Annotated in this window: 15 protein-coding genes; 8 read left to right on the top strand and 7 right to left on the bottom strand. The window is 64.2% G+C overall.

Translation table 11 applies throughout. From position 1 onward, the window contains the following. Positions 1 to 21: 21 nt before the first annotated feature. Positions 22 to 231 (bottom strand): hypothetical protein, encoded by a 210-nt coding sequence (locus AAFG13_RS16110; protein WP_212316398.1) that lies wholly within the window; start codon positions 229 to 231, stop codon positions 22 to 24. 291 nt (positions 232 to 522) lie between these two features. On the opposite strand from AAFG13_RS16110, the gene AAFG13_RS16105 reads away from it, so the two are divergent. Beyond that, positions 523 to 942, top strand: coding sequence for a hypothetical protein (locus AAFG13_RS16105; protein ID WP_342712617.1), 420 nt, complete (start codon positions 523 to 525; stop codon positions 940 to 942). 144 nt (positions 943 to 1,086) lie between these two features. After that, positions 1,087 to 2,286: an MFS transporter gene (locus tag AAFG13_RS16100; RefSeq protein WP_342712616.1), complete on the top strand. Its 1,200-nt coding sequence runs from the start codon at positions 1,087 to 1,089 to the stop codon at positions 2,284 to 2,286. A 111-nt stretch (positions 2,287 to 2,397) separates the two neighbouring features. On the opposite strand, the gene AAFG13_RS16095 is transcribed toward AAFG13_RS16100, so the two are convergent. Then, positions 2,398 to 2,889 (bottom strand): MarR family transcriptional regulator, encoded by a 492-nt coding sequence (locus AAFG13_RS16095; protein WP_342712615.1) that lies wholly within the window; start codon positions 2,887 to 2,889, stop codon positions 2,398 to 2,400. 322 nt (positions 2,890 to 3,211) lie between these two features. On the opposite strand from AAFG13_RS16095, the gene AAFG13_RS16090 reads away from it, so the two are divergent. Further along, positions 3,212 to 4,771 carry a porin gene (locus tag AAFG13_RS16090; RefSeq protein ID WP_342712614.1) on the top strand — a complete coding sequence of 520 codons (1,560 nt, stop codon included), beginning with the start codon at positions 3,212 to 3,214 and terminating at the stop codon, positions 4,769 to 4,771. A gap of 774 nt (positions 4,772 to 5,545) precedes the next feature. Then, positions 5,546 to 6,688, top strand: coding sequence for a dienelactone hydrolase (locus tag AAFG13_RS16085; protein ID WP_212316388.1), 1,143 nt, complete (start codon positions 5,546 to 5,548; stop codon positions 6,686 to 6,688). A gap of 43 nt (positions 6,689 to 6,731) precedes the next feature. Here AAFG13_RS16085 and AAFG13_RS16080 read toward each other — a convergent pair whose 3' ends face one another. From AAFG13_RS16080 to AAFG13_RS16070, 3 genes are all read right to left on the bottom strand, one after another. After that, positions 6,732 to 7,136 carry a DUF4864 domain-containing protein gene (locus AAFG13_RS16080; protein WP_212316387.1) on the bottom strand — a complete coding sequence of 135 codons (405 nt, stop codon included), beginning with the start codon at positions 7,134 to 7,136 and terminating at the stop codon, positions 6,732 to 6,734. Between the two features lie 268 nt (positions 7,137 to 7,404). Then, the gene (locus AAFG13_RS16075) at positions 7,405 to 8,940 is read right to left on the bottom strand and encodes a lysozyme inhibitor LprI family protein (RefSeq protein ID WP_342712613.1); all 1,536 of its coding nucleotides are present in this window, start codon (positions 8,938 to 8,940) and stop codon (positions 7,405 to 7,407) included. 67 nt (positions 8,941 to 9,007) lie between these two features. Beyond that, positions 9,008 to 9,556, bottom strand: a complete 549-nt coding sequence (locus tag AAFG13_RS16070; RefSeq protein ID WP_018273259.1) for a cupin domain-containing protein — start codon at positions 9,554 to 9,556, stop codon at positions 9,008 to 9,010. 148 nt (positions 9,557 to 9,704) lie between these two features. Between AAFG13_RS16070 and AAFG13_RS16065 the strand changes: the two genes are divergently transcribed. Together AAFG13_RS16065 and AAFG13_RS16060 are read left to right on the top strand one after the other, a co-directional pair. Then, entirely contained in the window at positions 9,705 to 11,033 is a 1,329-nt protein-coding gene (locus AAFG13_RS16065; protein WP_342712612.1) for an aspartate aminotransferase family protein, read from the top strand. A 200-nt stretch (positions 11,034 to 11,233) separates the two neighbouring features. After that, entirely contained in the window at positions 11,234 to 12,499 is a 1,266-nt protein-coding gene (locus tag AAFG13_RS16060; RefSeq protein WP_342712611.1) for a D-amino acid dehydrogenase, read from the top strand. Positions 12,500 to 12,522: 23 nt separating this feature from the next. On the opposite strand, the gene AAFG13_RS16055 is transcribed toward AAFG13_RS16060, so the two are convergent. Further along, positions 12,523 to 15,654, bottom strand: a complete 3,132-nt coding sequence (locus tag AAFG13_RS16055) for a multidrug efflux RND transporter permease subunit (RefSeq protein WP_342712610.1) — start codon at positions 15,652 to 15,654, stop codon at positions 12,523 to 12,525. A 283-nt stretch (positions 15,655 to 15,937) separates the two neighbouring features. Next, positions 15,938 to 16,582: a TetR/AcrR family transcriptional regulator gene (locus tag AAFG13_RS16050; protein WP_342712609.1), complete on the bottom strand. Its 645-nt coding sequence runs from the start codon at positions 16,580 to 16,582 to the stop codon at positions 15,938 to 15,940. Between the two features lie 154 nt (positions 16,583 to 16,736). Between AAFG13_RS16050 and AAFG13_RS16045 the strand changes: the two genes are divergently transcribed. Beyond that, a complete protein-coding gene (locus AAFG13_RS16045) occupies positions 16,737 to 17,234 on the top strand; it encodes a (2Fe-2S)-binding protein (RefSeq protein WP_342712608.1) in 498 nt (165 codons plus the stop codon). After that, positions 17,231 to 18,277, top strand: a complete 1,047-nt coding sequence (locus tag AAFG13_RS16040; protein ID WP_342712607.1) for a xanthine dehydrogenase family protein subunit M — start codon at positions 17,231 to 17,233, stop codon at positions 18,275 to 18,277. The genes AAFG13_RS16045 and AAFG13_RS16040 overlap by 4 nt, the downstream gene beginning before the upstream one ends. The last annotated feature ends 1 nt before the right edge of the window (position 18,278 follow it).

Below are 18,278 nucleotides of genomic sequence, written 5' to 3'. Positions count from 1 at the left end.
CCGAGACCGATCATGGCGGCGTCAATTGGCTGAGAGCATCCATCTGCGCCAATGCGTCGGCTGGATGTCGAGATGCCTGCTGCCGGCATCATCGACCCATTCGGCGCCGTCCCGGTGGCACGGGAACATCAGCGCGTGCACCATGCCGTCATAGTCGAGGACACAGACCTCAAGCTCCCGGTCCGACGGCGCCGACGCAACGGGTAACCACTCTGCTGACGACGAATGCATGACGATCCTCCGACGATGTGCGCTTCGATCCGCATACCTTGCGAGCTGCGCGCCATCCGGGCGGGATGATAGGTCCGGACGGCGAGCCGCCAATGTGAACCGGCTCGCATTGTAGCAGTTTTCTCATCAGCATGGATCACGGTTCGACGGATGATATTCCCGCTTGATCGGTCCATTGCGATCGCTGCGGTGCACGATGCGGATTGAACTTTCGCGGCCCGGCCGCCGACCAAACGCCAGCAACGCCATCAGTCGCCAGAGGCATCCATGTCGAACCGTGCAGGTCGAACCATGACAGCAGGCATTGCTGCCGCGATTGCACTGCTGTCGGTGCCGGCATCCGCCGTGACGCTGCCGGACGACCGGGCCTGGATGATCCGCATGATCGCCTGCAAGGGTAACGGCGTCCTGATGGAGGTCTACCTGCCGCAATCCGTCGTCTTTGCGCCGCGTAGCGGCATGGCCGCCGGCAAGACGGCGGACGGCTACTACACGCTCGATCTGACCGAGCTCAACAAGGGCAAGGACCTCGAGCCGGTGCATGTGACGATGAGCGCGGACAAGAAGTCCGTCACCGTCGACCAGTACACGCGCGGCTTGCCGCCGACCCGCATACCGGTCGGCGGCGGCACTGTGGATTTCGATCAGCGCTTCGGCATCGGCGCGAAGTGCGGTCCGTTCCAGGCGCAGGATCCCAACTACGGCAATTGAGGCGCTTCACGCGCCGGTGAAAGCGGCGCGTCCCCTTGCTGGCGCATGCCTAATCTCTCGGCAATGTGGCTTGACCCGGAAGCAAATGCCGACGAAGTTCCGCGTGCCGTGGTAATTTCTTCTGAATTTTCCCCTGAAGCCGCAGTGTTTATTCCCGACTCGCGCCGGGCATGGCTGCGCCTTGCCATAGCCGTGGTGATCGGCTCGCTCGGCAGCGTCGGCATGTGGTCGGTCGTGGTGGCGTTGCCGGCGGTGCAGACCGACTTCGGCGCGACCCGCGGAACGGCGTCGCTCGCCTTCACGATGGTGATGCTCGGCTTCGGCCTCGGCCAGGTCGTGACCGGCAAGATCAGCGATCGCTACGGCATCGTCGCTGCGATCGGCGCCGGGATCGGCATTCTCGGCCTCGGCTACATCTGCGCCGGCTACGCGCTGTCGATCTGGGCCTTCATCCTGCTGCATTTCGCGATCGGCCTGTCGTCGGCCGCCACCTTCGGTCCCCTGATGGCGGAGGCCTCGCACTGGTTCGAGCGTTACCGCGGCCTCGCGGTCGCGATCGCCGCCAGCGGCAATTACGTCGGCGGCACGGTGTGGCCGCCGCTGGTCAATTTCGGGATGCAGAGCATCGGCTGGCGCACCACCCATATCGCGATCGGCATCTTCACCGCGATCGCGATGGCGCTTGCGCTCGTGGTGCTGCGTTTGTTGATGGGGGCGGCGACCCGGCGCAGCCATGTCAACGCGGCGCCGCCGCGGGTCGACATGCGGCTCTCCACCAACGCACTCACCGCGATCCTGTCGCTCGCGTCGATCTCCTGCTGCGTGGCGATGTCGATGCCGCAGGTTCACATCGTCGCCTATTGCGGCGATCTCGGCTACGGCGTGGCGCGCGGCGCCGAGATGCTGTCGCTGATGCTGGGCTTCGGCATCATCAGCCGGATCGGCTCCGGCTTCCTCGCCGACAGGATCGGCGGCATCCGCACGCTCTTGATTGGCTCGATCGCGCAGGGCGCGGCGCTGCTGTTCTACCTGTTCTTCGACAGCCTGACCTCGCTCTACGTCATCTCGGCGATGTTCGGCCTGTTCCAGGGCGGCATCGTGCCGAGCTACGCCATCATCGTGCGCGAGGCGATGCCGGCCGCCGAGGCCGCGACCCGGATCGGCATCGTGATCTTCGCCTCGGTGTTCGGCATGTCCTTTGGCGGCTGGATCTCGGGCGTGATCTTCGACGCCACCGGTTCCTATGCCGCGGCCTTCGCCAATGGCCTGGCCTGGAACCTGCTCAATGTCAGCATCATCCTGCTGCTCCTGATGCGGTCGCGGCAGCGGCTGGCGATGGCATGATCCGGAAAAGTGCAAAGCGGTTTTCCGAGGAGATCATGCTCAGATAAGAGCATGATCCGGACCGGAACGGCCGCGTAAGCGCAAAGTGTGAAGCGGGATCTCGGCAACGTCCTAAAGATCGACCGAGATCCTAGCGATCGCCTTTTCCAGGCGGCTCTTGATGGAATCCATCTTGCCGGTCAGTTGCAGCAACTCCCGCAGATCGAGGTCGGAATAGACGAACTCGTTCAACTCTTTGCGTTGCGCGGACAGGTTCGCCATCTGCTTCTTGGCGTGCTCGGTCAGTGACAGGTTCACGACCCGGGCATCCTCGGTCGAGCTCTTGCGGCGCACAAGGTTCTTCTTTTCGAGCAGCTTCGACTGCGTCACCACAAACGACTGATCGACGCGCAGTGCCCTCGACACCGCGCCGACCGGCAGGACGACGCTGCGGTCCTCGGCATTCGCCAGCACCGTCATGATCATCCATTGCGGACCGGTGATTCCGATCATCTTGGCCCAGATGCTGCGCAACTCGTCGAGCCGGATGCTGGTCGACACGATTTCCCAAGCCAATCGCTCAGCCGCGTCCTGCAGTTTGTCGGTCGATTTGCGCTCGGTCATGACGCACCTTAACAAAAATTCATCTTCACAGATATCGAGTATCGAGCAATTTTTGAAGCGGCCGCCGTGACGAAAATGTTCGTCGATGCGTTGCCTGAATGACACATGGCTGCGCAAACATAGAATGACTAACTAATATAAGTTGAATATGTGACGACCCGCTTGCATTGTTCCCCGTCGTAGATGGGGGGCATCCACCATCTCACGCCTGCAGTGGCCGAGTTGACCACGAGCATCTTGAAAATGGCTGCGCCGCAGCGGTTTTCGGGAGGGGAACGTTTGTCGCTTTGCCAGCAGTGCAAGGCATCACTTGGAGGATAGCATGAAGATCGTAAAGGGCCTTTTGTTGGGCTCGGTGGCAACTCTCGCCGCGAGCAGTGGAGCCATGGCGGCCGACCTTCCGGTCAAGGCCAAGGCAGTCGAGTACGTGAAGGTCTGCTCGCTCTATGGTCCGGGCTTCTACTTTATTCCGGGCACCGACACCTGCATCAAGCTGGGCGGCTACCTGCGTATGGACGTTCTGGCGAACACCAACTCGGACCACACCGGCAACTACGCCGGCGCTGGCGGCGCACAGAACCGCTTCACCAACGGCTACACCTGGCGCTCGCGCGAAGACCTGAACGTCGACACCCGCACCGCGACCGAATACGGCGTGGTTCGTACCTTCTTCGATGCGACTTTCAGCTGGACCTCGGACAGCTATGGCGCGGGCGCCGCAGCAGGCTCGACGGTCTACTCGCCGATCGGAACGTCTGCTGCCCCGAACAACGCAAGTGCAGGCGGTGTCGCCGCCGGCACGGTCGGCGTCTACTACGCCTTCATCCAGTTCGCCGGCTTCACCATGGGTAAGGCGGTGTCGCAGTTCTCGGCGCCGTGGGCCAACTATCCGGGCAACAACTTCGACGGTCTCGTCGGCGGCGGCGGCACGATCACCGGTGTGAACCAGTTCACCTACACCGCGCAGTTTGGCAACGGCGTGTCGCTGGCCCTGTCGGCCCAGGATCAGTCGGCCTACTATCAGGCCGGCGTGCAGAATCTCGGTGTGGTCGGTACCGGCGCTCTCGGTCCCTACGGCGCGAGCGACTATGCCGGCACGATCGCTCCGGATCTGGTCGCGTCTCTCCGCGTCGACCAGGCCTGGGGTCTGTTCCAGGCGTCGTTCGCGGCGCATGACAATCACGCGGCCTACTACGGCGCCACCGAGTTGACCGGTCATCCGGACGACAAGTGGGGTTGGGCGGGTCAGTTGGCCCTGTCGATCAAGAACATCCCGACCGGACCTGGCGACACCATCAACGTCCAGGGCGTCTATACCAACGGCGCAACGCGCTACAACATCCAGGATCTCTCGGGTGCCGGTGCGTTCACCTACTTCGGCAACACCAGCGTTCCCGGTGCCTACCAGAGCATCGGCTTCGGCATCGCGCCGGACAGCGTGTTCGTCAGCGGCGGCTCGCAGCAGCTGATCACGACGTACGGCGTGCGCGGTGCATACGTCCACAACTGGAATCCCTATTGGAACACCAGCGTCTACGGTGCGTGGGCTCAGGTTAACTACAACAGCACCGCCAAAGGCTACATCTGCGGCCCCGGCGGGACTGGCGTGGGAGGATCGTTCGGCGTCCTGATCGGCGCCACGTCGAATCTGACCTCGTGCAACCCCGACTACAGCATTGCGCAGATCGGTACGCAGACCCAGTGGACTCCGGTGAAGAACCTGACCTTCTCGGCTGACTTCACCTACACCCATCTGGATCAGAACTACGCCGGCACCATCACCTATCCGGGTAGCGCTGCGATCGGCAAGCCGGCCGCCGTCTACTCTCTCAGCAACCAGGATACCTACATGCTGCTGCTGCGCGCGCAGCGCAACTGGTAAAGCCGGGTTGATCCGGACTTGATCGCGACCCAAAGCCTCGACGGGAAACTGTCGAGGCTTTGATTTTGAAAGAAGAGTCTGTTGTATGATTTACTAACATTAGTCTATCATGTACAAACTGGGTGTCGGTTGCTCTGCCGACCATGACGAGGGAGATATCAGACTTCTTCATGAAACCTCCAGAACCTCCGGCAATGCCCTGCCGGAGGTTTTTCATTTGAAGCGGCATGGTCGCGCGATCCGGAGCTTGGGCTGGTCGAGCGTTTCATCAGGTCCAGCGATCGGGAGCTGGCGATGCAGGACGACGGCGACAACGCATCCGCTTAGCGGTGCCGGGATAAGCCTGCGCAGTGCCGACGCGCGTCGAGCGACCTGCGTTGCGAAGTCACGGCCGAGTGAGTGGCGGCGTGCCGGTTCTCGCGATCCCGTGAGCGCGCCACGGCAAGTTCGCCACACGAGACAAAGTGAGTCGATGGCATCCGGAACATGACCGAGCATTTGCTCGGCAACGATTGCTGCAGCAACATTCGGCCCTCAGGCATAAGCGCAACGCATTCCTGCGCCGCCATATCAACAATTGCCGCCGCCGAATTACTTCAATTATATGAAGCCCAATTGGAATAATTTCTTGGGAGAGCCGCGTGATTGGCGTTTGCGATTTCGGCGCCAGTTTTTTCGCGGCGACCGAAGCGGCGGCTCGTCGACTCCAACGGGCGGACTCGTACCTTTCACGCGTACCGGCAGCGGAGCCGGGTGCGAACGAGTTGACGAAATATGCATGAGCATTGTGGGGCGCGTGGAGCCTCGTCAAGCAGCGTCGAGTTCGATGACAAGGGCTGGCCCGCCTGGCCGGATCGCGAGGATCTGTCGGCGGAGTTCATCAAGCTTCTGGCTGCCGCACAGGAAGGCGGCTCGACGGTCTCCGAATGCTGGCTGACTTTGAGCAAGATAAACCTCGCATCAGAGAACTCGTGGTCGGAAGAGTGGATCAAGACCGCGGAACTGAACGAGGCGAGAGCTGAGCTTTCGTTGCTGAACAACAATCTGGTCACCGCCCGCCGCAACTGGCTTCGGGCGACCACCTACTTTCACGCCGCTGTAAGGCCTCCCGGATATGCCAACGATTGGCTGAACCGTGCCGTCGACGGCATGCGGCGATGCGCAACCAGCTTCTTGAAGACCCGGGTTCCGGCCGGCCAGGTGCTCTCGATTCCCTGGACGGAAGACCTGTCTCTTCAGGCCTACTACCTGCCGTCAACCTTGCGCGACGACGGACCCGTCATCGTGTGCATTGGCGAGCCAGGTTCCTACAAGGAAGAATTGATCACCAAATACGCAGGTCATGCCAGCGAGCGCGGGTTCGCGCTTCTCGTCGTGGATCTGCTGGGGACGCAGACGGCCTTGTCGCCGGAACGGCTCGAGGGCCACAAGTTCGAAGCGGCGATGAGCCGCGTCCTCGACTTTCTTTCGGAGCAGCCCGGTGTCGACAGCACGCGGATCGCCATCGTGGCGGACGCCTGCAACTCGTCCCTGGTCGCCCGGGCAGCCGCTAGTGATGCCCGGTTTGCCGCGGCGGTTTGCGACGCCGGAATCTGGGACTCGCACGAGAAGAGTTTCTTTTATCGGCAAGCCGGCGACGGTGAGCAGGCCGGATGGCTCGATGAAGCCAATGCGATCTCGCGAAGCATCGATTGTCCGCTCCTCGTCACCGCGGGTGAGGGCGGCTGGCTCCTTCCAGGCGCCTTGATCGAATTCGGCAACCAATTGAGCAGCATTCATCGCGACGCCAGTCTGATCCTGTTCCGGCGTGCCGAAACCGCCGCCATGCAGGGGCATATCGACAACCCTACATTGGCCAATGAAGTCATATTCGACTGGCTTGAAGACAGGCTCCGGCTGAGAAAGGGCTTGTCCTGAAGCGACTGTCTTCGGGTGACCGTTGCGGACCCGAACCGTGCGATCACACCGCCTGACCGGCCTTCAGCAATGAGCAGCCGGTGATTTTCAAACTGCCGTCGGCCTGCCGCTCCAGTGTATAGAGCGCCTCCCACGCCTCGCCATTGGCGTCGACGATGTGAACGCGTTGCGCAATCTGGTCGCCTTCGCTACGCGCCTCGCCGAACTCGAAGCTTCTGTGGCGATAGACCGGCGCGTATTGGTTCTGCACCATCGACATGAAGAGATCGGCCTGCGGAAAGATCTGCCGGATCGCGGGGGCGGCATAGGAATAGGCCGCCGCGGCGTCGTCGCGGCCGAACGCCTGTTCCTGGGCGCGGATTACGTCCTGCGCGGCACCGACATCGTCGGCCATGGCCGGCGCAGCGATGGCGAACAGAACGGCGGCAATGAGGGCGATCGCGCGCATCGGGAGGCTCCCTGGTCGATCCTTGAGCTTACGCGGCAAATCCGGCGTGGTTTCACGCGCGATTCCCGTCGAAAATTGATCTGCCGCAAGGCTTCCTCCGGCCGGCGCACTAACCTTGCTTTGCCAATCTTGGAGGACCGTCATGACCCTGGATACCATTCTCGTCGTCATCGCCGTGACCATGATGTTCGCGACGGTCGCGTTCGTGATCGCCTATGGCGACCACCAGACCCGCAATCTGTGATGCCGCACCCGTCCGGCCGCGCCGCTACCTGATCGAGCCCTTGAAATTGTCGATGTCGGGCGACGGACGGGCCGGAAACAGCCGCGCGGTCGAGGAGTTGTCGAGCCGGCGCTTGCATTTTGCCTCGTCCGCGCTGTCTTCGGTGCCATCCTTCCCGGTGCGCTTCCTGGCGAAGGCATCGTCCTGCCGGTTGACGATCAGCATCGCATGGTCGCGCTCGAGCGTATCCGGATTCTTGCGCTGCTCGTCGGAGCGGAACGCGCCGCCGACCACCTTGCCCGTCATCTCGTAGTCGCAGCCGGCCTTCCAGTCGCCCTGGTCCCACTTCCATCCGGTCGCCTTCAGCGTGCCGTCTTTCTCAACAGTGACCTTGATGACGGCGTTATAGGCCAGCCAGATGCCGGCAAGCCCGCTGCGCTTGTCGTCAAAGCCTTCGAGCAGCGCCAGGCGTTCGCGCTGCAATCCGTTGACGTGATCGCGCGCGTCGACGGTGAAGTGCACCAGCGAGCTCTGCTTGTTCCAGGCCGGATGCAGGAATTCCGGGTATTGTTCGGTCTGGCTCTTCACCCAGTTGCGCTGGTCGTCGATCAGCGCGCGCCGCGTCGCCTCGTCGAGCCGCGGCTGCAGTGCCTTCCAGGCGCGGTTCAGCCGCCGGTCGTTGTCGGCCAGATCAGGATCGGCGCAGATTTCCTCGTCGGTCGCGGTCTCGGGCCTGGTGCAGTCGAAGGTCGGCGCGATGAATGCGGTGTCGGCCTTGTCGGATGCCGCATCCTTGCCGGCGGCAAAGTAGCTGCCGGTGACCTGCCACATCGACGAGCAGTCGTTGAGCCCGTCAAACTCCTCGTCATCGATGGTGCCGACGATCCGCAGCGTGTCGCCCTGGCGGCGAAGTTTGATTGACGGCGGCTTGCTTGAGGCGGCGGCGTCGGTCGCCATCTTGGTTTTGGGCTTGTCGGTGGATGCGTCCACCTCGATCAGCACGGGGCCGGAGAGCCAGGCAGTCCCCGAGGGCTTCAGATCGGCCGTCAGCTTGCAGGTTCGCCTGCGATCGCCGCCATAGTCGCCGCGCAGATCGGCGGCGAGGCGATAGGCGCCGCCCTCGGTCGGCGTCAGCGTGAGGTGGCCGAAGGCATTGACCCAGTTGCCTGACAGGCCCGGACGGCCGGATGCCATGCCCTCAAGCGCGGCGGCGCGGCGGCGCAAGGTCGCGGCGAAACTTGCCTTCAGCTCGTCCTCGTCGGCATCGGCCAGCACGTCCGCGGCATCGATGATCATCTCGTTGAACCAGGCCTGGTCGCGCTTCAACAGCGGCCTGACATTCGCCGGCAGCTTGGGGAGCGCCGCGTCGAACGCCTTGTCGATCTGCGCCACCAGCTTGTCGTAGCCGGCCTTCTTGCAGTCCGCGGTCTTGATCCGGTCGTCGCCGCTATTGCCGCATAGTTTGATCGCGGTCGGCGCATTGCTCGATGCGCGCAGGAAATCGTCCATCGCAGCCGACGCGCCTGATGCAAGGACCGAGATGGCCGCGACGGCGGCCGCAAGCCGTGGGGAGCAAGGCATCGACGTCACCTGCGAGGCCGCGACATGCGGCCCTTGCGGCTTGGGTCGCGCAGCGACTGCGCCGGGTTCAAAATGTCGGCGGCGTGCAGGCCGAAATCACCTCGCACGGCTTGGCGCCGATGCAGCGGAAGCGGTGCGGGCGGCGGCTTTCGAAGTAATAGGCGTCGCCGGCATTGAGCACCCGCCGCTCGTCGTCGACCGTGACCTCGAGCCGGCCCGAGACCACGATGCCGCCTTCCTCGCCTTCATGCACCAGCGGCACCCGGCCGGTGTCGCTGCCGGGCTCGTAGCGCTCTTTCAGGATCTGCAACGCACGTCCGAACAGGCTGTCGCCGATCTGGAGGTAGGAGATCGGCTTCTTGCCGATTTCGGTCAGCTCGTCGGCGCGGTAGAACGCCTTGCGCGGCCGCTCCGGCTCGATCGCGAAGAATTCCGCAAGCCCCATCGGGATGCCGTCGAGGATGCGCTTGAGCGCGCCGACCGACGGGTTCATCTGGTTGGATTCGATCAGCGAAATCGTCGAATTGGTCACGCCGGAGCGCTTGGCGAGCTCGCGCTGCGACAGCTTGTGCCGCGCGCGGATGAATCGAAGCCGACCGCCGATGTCGACGCTCATGGAAGATCCCTGTTGCAGGTGTTGCGGATCGAACAAATAGTCGCAGACCGCCTCAACAAGATCAATGGCTTGCCGTGCGACAGAAAAGGACTTGTTGAGTGCCGTGAAGAGTGGTCCGACTAGGCGCAGTCAGCAATGGAGCGCCGCCGTGACCGTTCATCAGATTCCGAACACCATCAAGACCGATTCGTTCTGGATGCCCTTCACGGCCAACCGGCAGTTCAAGAAAGCGCCGCGGCTGTTCTCCTCCGCCAAGGGCATGTACTACACCTCGGTCGACGGCCGGCAGGTGATCGACGGCTCCGCCGGTCTCTGGTGCGTCAACGCCGGCCATGGCCGCCCGCAGATCGCGGCCGCCGTCGAGCGCCAGCTCTCCACGCTGGACTTCGCGCCCTCCTTCAACATGGGCCACCCGCTGGCGTTCGATTTCGCCGAGCGCCTCGCCGAGATCGCCCCGAAGGGGCTGGATCGGATCTTCTTCACCAATTCGGGCTCTGAATCGGTCGACACTGCGCTGAAGATCGCGCTGGCCTATCATCGCGCCAACGGGCAGGGGACCCGCACCCGCCTGATCGGCCGCGAGCGCGGCTATCACGGCGTCGGCTTCGGCGGCATGTCGGTCGGCGGCATGGTCGCCAACCGCCGCCAGTTCGCGACCCATCTGCCGGGTGTCGACCATATCCGTCATACCCATGATCTCGCCCGCAACGCCTTCGCCAAGGACCAGCCGGATCACGGCGCCGAGCTCGCCGACGACGTCGAGCGGATGGTCGCGCTGCATGGCGCCGACACCATCGCCGCCGTGATCGTCGAGCCGGTGCCCGGTTCGACCGCGGTGCTGCCGGCGCCGAAGGGCTATCTGCAGCGCCTGCGCGAGCTCTGCACCAAGCACGGCATCCTGTTGATCTTCGACGAGGTCATCACCGGCTTCGGCCGCCTCGGCACGCCGTTCGCCGCCAACTTCTACGGCGTGACGCCGGACATGATGACGACCGCCAAGGGCATCACCAACGGCACCGTGCCGTGCGGCGCGGTGTTCGCCAGCCGCCAGGTCCATGATGGGCTGATGGTCGGCCCGGACAACGCCATGGAGCTGTTCCACGGCTACACCTACTCGGCGCATCCGGTGGCTTGCGCCGCAGGTCTTGCCACGCTCGACATCTACAAGGACGAGGGTCTCTTGACCCGCGGCGCCTCGCTCTCGGACTACTGGCGCGATGGCCTGCATTCGCTCAAGGGCCTGCCGAACGTCGTCGACATCCGCAACCAGGGCCTGATGGGCGCGGTCGAGCTCGCGCCGCGTGATGGTGCCGTCGGTGCGCGCGGCTACGACGTCATGGTCGATTGCTTCAATCGCGGCCTCTACTTCCGCATGAGCGGCGACTCGCTGGCGCTGTCGCCGCCCTTGATCGTCGAGAAGTCGCATATCGACGACATCGTCTCGATCCTCGGCGACGCCATCAAGCGCGTGGCCTGATAATTGCAAAGCGTTTTCGAGCGAAGTGGAAACCGGTTCGCGTGAAGAAAACGCGGCGAACTAGAAGCTAGAGCTCGTTCCGATTGGATCGGAACGAGCTCTAGCTAATCTTTAGCTAGCTCTACAAATTGCTGTCGCCGTTGCGAAGCAGAGTGGTTTCGCAGCGGCGATTGCGTTTTCGCTGCAGGATGTGAGGAAAAGTGAAGGTCCTTGTTCTCGGCAGTGGCGTGATCGGCGTCACCTCGGCCTATTATCTTGCGCGCGCCGGCCATGAGGTGACGGTGATCGACCGTCAGCCGAAGCCCGCGCTCGAAACCTCCTTTGCCAACGCCGGCGAAGTGTCGCCGGGCTATTCGTCGCCCTGGGCCGGCCCCGGTGTGCCGGTGAAAGCGGTGAAGTGGCTGCTGATGAAGCACGGTCCGCTGGTGATCCGCCCGAAGCTCGATCCCGTGATGTGGCTCTGGCTGCTGAAGATGCTGCGCAACTGCACCACGTCGCGCTACGCGGTGAACAAGAGCCGGATGATCCCGATCGCGGAATACAGCCGCGACTGCCTGCAGGCGCTGCGCAATGACATCGGCATCCGCTACGATGAGCGTGCGCAGGGAACACTGCAGCTGTTTCGCGAGCAGGCCCAGCTCGATCACACCGGCGATGACATCGCCGTGCTGAAGCAATACGGCGTGCCGTTCGAGGTGCTCGACCGCGAGGGCTGCATTAAAGCCGAGCCGGCGCTGGCCGGCGTGAAGCAGAAATTCGCCGGCGGGCTGCGGCTGCCGCATGACGAGACCGGCGACTGCCACATGTTCACCCAGGCGCTCGCACTGGAAGCCGAGAAGATCGGCGTGCGTTTCAATTTCAATGTCGGCATCGACGGCCTGAACGCGGATACGACCCGCATCACCGGCGTTGCGACCAGTGCCGGCCTGATGACCGCCGATGCCTACGTGCTGGCGCTGGGCAGCTACTCGCCGCATCTGGTGCGGCCGCTCGGCATCTCGCTGCCGGTCTATCCGGTGAAGGGCTATTCGATCACGGTGCCGATCAAGGACGCGAGCGGCGCGCCTGAGTCCACCGTGATGGACGAGAGTTACAAGGTCGCGATCACCCGGCTCGGCGATCGCATCCGGGTCGGCGGCACCGCCGAGATCTCGGGCTATTCGACCAAGCTCTACGATGCGCGGCGCGCGACGCTGGACCACTCGCTGACCGATCTGTTTCCGCGCGGCGGCGACCTGCCCAAGGCCACCTTCTGGTGCGGCCTGCGCCCGATGACGCCGGACGGCCCGCCGGTGATCGGCGCGACACGGTTCGCCAATCTGCACCTCAACACCGGCCACGGCACGCTCGGCTGGACCATGGCCTGCGGCTCGGGCCGGGTGCTGGCCGATATGCTCTCCGGCAAGAAGCCCGAGATCGACACCAAGGAGCTGTCGATCAAGCGCTACGATCACCGGTTCGGGTAGGTCTCGTCGTCGCACGCGAATGGCTATTCGGCGGCGTTCTTCAACGGCGGTTCGGCATCGTCGTCCCGCTTCGTTGCCGTCCAGCTCGAGAGCGCGTTCGAGAATCTGTCGAGATAGAGATACACGACTGGCGTGGTGAACAGCGTCAGCGCCTGGCTCACGATCAGGCCGCCAACCATCGCATAGCCGAGCGGCTGACGAATTTCCGCGCCTGTTCCGGTGCCGAGCATCAGCGGTACGCCGCCGAGCAGGGCTGCCATCGTCGTCATCATGATCGGGCGGAAACGCAGGAGCGCCGCTTTCCGGATCGATGCGCGCGGCGACAAATGCTCCTCGCGTTCGGCGGCGATCGCGAAGTCGACCATCATGATGCCGTTCTTCTTCACGATCCCGATCAGGAGGATGATGCCGATCAGCGCGATCAGGCTGAAATCGAAGCCGAACGCCATCAGGATCGCCAGTGCACCGACGCCGGCCGACGGCAGCGTGGAAAGGATCGTGAGCGGATGGATGTAGCTTTCATAGAGCATGCCGAGGATCAGATAGACCACGACCAGCGCAGCCAGGATCAGCAGCGGCACCGAGCTCAGTGACTGCTGGAAGGCCTGCGCGGTGCCCTGGAAGCTCGAACTGAGCGTGGCCGGAGCCCCGAGATTGGCGACGGCGTCCTGGATCGCATCGGTGGCCTGGCCGAGCGCGACCCCTTGCGCGAGGTTGAAGCTGATCGTGGTCGCAGGAAACTGCCCCTGGTGCGCGATCGCGAGCGGGCGCACCGGAACCGTCGTCCACTTGCAGAACACCGAGAGCGGCACTTCGTCGCCCGTCGTCGGTGACCTGATGTAGAGCTTGTTGAGCGTGTCGAGCTTGCCCTGCAGTTCGGGGAGGATCTCCAGGATGACGTGATAGCTGTTGAGCTGGGTGAAGTACTGGGTCACCTGGCGCTGGCCAAACGCGTCATACAGCGTGTCGTCGATCAGCTGCGGCTGGATGCCGTAGCGCGACGCGGTGTCGCGATCGATGGTCATCGTCAGCGTCGTTCCCTCGGTCTGCTGGTCGGTGGCGACGTCGCGCAACTCAGGCAGAGTCTTCATGCTGGCCAGGATCTTCGGCGCCCATTGGTTCAGCTCGGCGAGGTTGGCGTCCTGCAGCGTGTACTCGAACTGCGTCCGGGTGGCGCGGCCGCCGAGCCGGACGTCCTGCGAGGCTTGCATGTAGAGGCGTGCACCCTCGACCGCCTCGAGCTTCGGCCGCAGCCGCGCGATGATCTGCTGCGCGTCCGCGTCGCGCTCCTCGTGCGGCTTCAGCGTGATGTACATGCGGCCCGAATTCAGCGCGGTGCCGCCGCCGCCGATGAACTCGGCCATGCTGTCGACCGCCGGATCGGCCCGGACGATCCGGCTGAGTTCTTCCTGATGCTGCTTCATGTCGGCAAACGAGATGTCCTGGGCCATCTCCGATACGGCGTTCAGGAAGCCGTTGTCCTGTTGTGGGAAGAATCCCTTGGGTATGATCACGAACAAATAGACCGACAGTGCCAGCGTCGCGAAGAAGATGCACAGCGTGGTCCGGCTCCAGCTCAGTGCCAGATCGAGGCTGCGCTCATAGCCATGCAGCATCCGCTCGAATGCCGCTTCGCTCCATTGGTAGAGCCGGCCGTGCCTGGTTTCGCCATGCGCGCGCAGGAAGCGCGATGCCATCATCGGCGTCAGCGTCAGCGACACCACCAGCGAGACGAAGATCGCCATCGCCAGGGTCACCGCAAACTCGCGGAACAGCCGGCCGATGACGCCCCCCATCAGGAGCAGCGGGATCAGCACCGCAACCAATGAGATGCTGATCGACAGGATCGTGAATCCGATCTCGCCGGCGCCGCGCAGCGCCGCGGCAAGCGGCCGCTCGCCCTGCTCGACGTAGCGCGTGATGTTTTCCAGCATGACGATGGCGTCGTCGACCACGAAGCCGACCGCAATCGTCAGCGCCATCAGCGACAGATTGTCGAGCGTGTAGCCGAACACCCACATCAGCGCGCAGGCGCCGAGCAGCGCAAGCGGCACGGTGACGGCAGGAATCACGGTAGCCCAGAAGCTGCGCAGGAAGATGAAGATCACCATGACGACCAGAACGATGGTGATCAGCAGCGTGATCTGCACGTCCTCGACGGCGGCGCGGATGGTCAAGGTCCGGTCACTGATGATCTTGATCTTGATGGCGGGCGGAATCGCGGCAATCAGTCTCGAAAGCTGCGCCTTGATCCTGTCGACCGTGCCGATGACGTTGGCGCCGGGTTGCTTGAAGATGACGAGGAACACGCCGCGCTTGCCGTCCGCCCAGGCGGCCTGCTTCATGTCTTCCGGCCCGGCGACGGCCTGGCCGATGTCGCGAATCCGCAACGGGCCGCCGTTGCGGTAGGCGACGATGACGTCATTCCAGTCCTTGGCATCCGGGAGCTGGTCGTTGGCGTAGATCGTGTAGGCGCGGCTGGCGCCGTCGATGTTGCCCTTCGGGCTGTCGACCGTGGTGATGGCGATCTGGCCGCGGATGTCTTCCAGCGAGAGCCCCTTGGCGACCAGCTTGGCGGGATCGATCTGCACGCGGATCGCGGGCTTCTGCTGTCCGCCGATGAACACCTGGGCGACGCCGGAAATCTGGCTGATCTGCTGCCCGAGCTGGGCGTCGACCGCGTCGCTCACCCTGATCAGCGGCAGGGTGTCGGAGGTCGCCGACAACAGCAGGATCGGCGAGTCGGCCGGGTTGACCTTGCGATAGGTCGGCGGCGACGGCAGGTTCTTGGGCAGCTGGCCGCCGGCGGCATTGATCGCCGCCTGGATGTCGTTGGCGGCGCCGTCGATGTTGCGGTTCAGATCGAACTGGATGGTGACCGCGGTCGACCCGAGTGAGCTCGTCGAGGTCATTTGCGCGATGCCGGGAATCTGCGCGAATTGCCGCTCCAGCGGCTGCGCAACCGAGGAGGCCATGGTTTCGGGGCTGGCGCCGGGCAGGCTTGCGGAGATCTGGATGGTCGGAAAGTCGACCTGCGGCAGCGGCGCGACCGGCAGCAGTGGATAGGCGACGATGCCGACGAACAGAATGCCGGCCATCAGCAGCGAGGTGCCGATAGGGTAGCGGATAAACGGAGATGAGATGCTCTCGTTCATTTCGGCAATCCAAATGAACGGCAGGCGCATCTTTTCCCGAATGCCGGGAGTCGTCCTCGAAAGCTCGAGCGCGAACGCGCGTTTTCCTCGCCATGGCCAATCGGCAGATCGCGGAGTTGGCTCTCGCGTCTACCTGTTTTTTGCCAGCATAGTCATTCCCGGGGACGACGCGCGAATGGAAACACCGGATCGCCCATTCGACCTTCGTTCAATGGCCGGAATCCGCGCGCCCAACACGTGGCCTTCGCGCGGAGTATTTCTGATTACGATACACTTGTAGCAGCTACGGCGAGCGCGGCCGGTCGGCCTTCTTCTTTGCTGGCTTTGCCGCGGATGCCGCTGCACCCGCCGGCTGCATCCGCAGTCCGTCCACGAACACATCCAACAGCCTGAGCGCCGTGGTCTGCCAGCCCGGCTGGTCGTGCATGTAGCACATGCCGATCAGCGCGCGCAGCACGTCCTCGGCGCTGATGTCGTCGCGGATGGCGCCGGCGGCGACGGCGCGCGCCAGCAGGGTACCGATCGCCTTGGTGAGGCGATCGAACGAATAGGCGTGCAGTTCGGTCGAGCCATGCGCGACCAGTGCGAGGGCTGCAACCATGCCCTTCTTGGTCGCGACGAATTCCACATTGGCGCGCAGCCAGCGCCGCAGTGCCTCGACCGGCTCGGGGGCGCATTGCAATTGCTCGGCAAGATCGCCGAGCTGTTCGACCTCGCGGCGATAGACCGCCTCATACAGCGCCTCGCGGGTCGGGAAGTGGCGATACAGCGTGCCGATGCCGACGCCGGCATGGCGCGCGACGGCCTCGAGGCTCGCCTCGCTGCCGCCGGCCGAAAACACGGCCTTGGCCGCTTCCAGCACGCGCTCGCGATTGCGCACGGCGTCGGCGCGCGGCTTGCGGACAATTTCTGGTGATGAACCGGCCATTCCTTTTTCTTTTCACCCTCCCTTGTAAACGGAGGATGCCTCCGTATATGGCGACCAGCACCGGGCCTGACAAGGCGCGCCGATCATGCATCGGCGGCCATGGGTTCGCGTTGCCTCGATTCAACCCGACCATACACGGATCGGAGCGCCTTGCATGAATCTCCCCATCAGTCTCACCATCAACGGTGTCCGCCGGGACATTGCCCTCGACGACCCCCGCGTCACCCTGCTCGACCTGTTGCGTGAGCGGCTCGACCTCACCGGAACCAAGAAGGGATGCGACCGCGGCCAGTGCGGCGCGTGCACCATCCTGGTCGACGGCCGCCGCATCAATTCCTGCCTCGCGCTCGCCGTCAGCCATGACGGCGCCGAGATCACCACCATCGAAGGCGTCGGGCGCGCCGGCGAGCTGCATCCGGTGCAGGCCGCCTTCATCGCCCATGACGGTTTTCAGTGCGGCTTCTGTACCCCGGGCCAGATCATGAGCGGCATCGGCCTGATCCAGGAAGGGCAGGCCGGCGACGATCCGGAGCGCGTGCGCGAATGCATGAGCGGCAACCTGTGCCGCTGCGGCGCCTATCAGGGGATCACCGAAGCCGTGCTCGAGGCACAATCCAACATGACCGCCAGCAAGCAGAGGCGCTCCGCATGATGAACTTCGATTATGTCAGGCCGGCCAGCGTCGCGGACGCGATCGCGGCGGCTTCTGAGAAGGGCGCGACCTATCTCGCCTCCGGCACCAATCTGCTCGACCTGATGAAGGGCGGCGTCAGCCGGCCGAGCCGCCTCGTCGACGTCACGCGTCTGCCCGGGCTCGATCGTATCGAGCATCTGGCCGATGGTAGCTTGCGCATCGGCGCGCTGGTGCGCAACGCCGATCTCGCGCATGACACCGCGTTCGCGCGCAACTATCCCGCGGTCGCTGAGGCGCTGCTGTCGGGCGCATCGGCGCAGCTGCGCAATGCTGCGACCGTCGGCGGCAATCTGATGCAGCGGACGCGCTGCGCCTATTTCTACGACGCCGGCAGCGCCTGCAACCGGCGCTGGCCGGGCGCCGGCTGCGACGCGCTGAAAGGCGAGAACCGCTTGCACGCGGTGCTCGGCTGGAGCGAGGGCTGCATCGCCACCCATCCGTCCGACTTCTGCGTGCCGCTGGTCGCGCTCGATGCAATCGTCGAGATCGAGGGCAAGGGCGGCCGGCGCGAGCTGCCGCTCGAGGCGCTGCATCGTTTGCCCGGCGAGTCGCCTGAGCGCGAGACCGTGCTGGAGCGCGGCGACCTGATCGTCGCGCTGCGGCTGCCGGCCGACGCGCGAAGCTTCGCCGGCCATGCCCGCTACATCAAGGTGCGCGAGCGCACGTCCTATGCCTTCGCCGTGGTCTCGGCCGCGGCCGGCCTGCGTATCGAGGACGGCAAAATCCGCGAGGCGCGGCTCGCACTCGGCGGGGTCGCGGCAAAGCCGTGGCGCGCCCATGAGGCCGAGCAGGTGCTCGCAGGCGCCGCGCCCGATGCGGCGGTTTATCGCGAGGCGGCGCGCGCGGCGCTCGCCGGCGCCAAGCCGTCCGGCGACAACGCCTTCAAGATCGAGCTCGCGCAGCGCATCGCCGTGCGCGCGCTCACCCTTGCCGCCGCAGGCACGCCGGATCGCATTCCCGCGCTGCCCGGCTCTCCCTTCTCGTCCGTTGCAGGAGCGTAAC

Origin of the sequence: Bradyrhizobium sp. B124 (assembly GCF_038967635.1) — a bacterium.
Lineage (GTDB): Bacteria > Pseudomonadota > Alphaproteobacteria > Rhizobiales > Xanthobacteraceae > Bradyrhizobium.
Note: the sequence above shows the minus strand (reverse complement) of the source record. Positions and strands in the feature narration are given on the sequence as shown.